The following is a 255-nucleotide window of genomic DNA, read 5'->3' as shown; positions in this document are numbered from 1 at the left end:
CAACCGTTATACTTTTGTTTGGGGAAAGGCTATTAAAAAGAGTAAAGAACGTATTGAACAACAGCTGGAAGAACTTTGGGATTATGCACAGAGTGTAGCCAAAGAAGAACTCAAAAATACAGAATCTTTTGATTTTAGGGCTATTGATACACAAAAAGTAGAAGCTGCCATCAACACGATCAATGCAGTTTTGAAAGAGAAAAAAGTTCCTTCGAAAGTACGCCAGAAGCTCAATTATGCCAAAAAGAACTGGCC

The 255-nt window shown here is 37.3% G+C and carries 1 pseudogene; it reads left to right on the top strand.

Annotation, left to right across the window (positions count from 1 at the left end):
- Positions 1-255 (top strand): annotated as a pseudogene (locus K8B81_RS20895) (IS1182-like element ISMsp1 family transposase); the annotation flags it as partial.

Origin of the sequence: Flavobacterium hibisci, from assembly GCF_020026925.1 — a bacterium.
In the GTDB taxonomy this organism is placed as follows: Bacteria; Bacteroidota; Bacteroidia; order Flavobacteriales; family Flavobacteriaceae; genus Flavobacterium; species Flavobacterium hibisci.
Note: the sequence above shows the minus strand (reverse complement) of the source record. Positions and strands in the feature narration are given on the sequence as shown.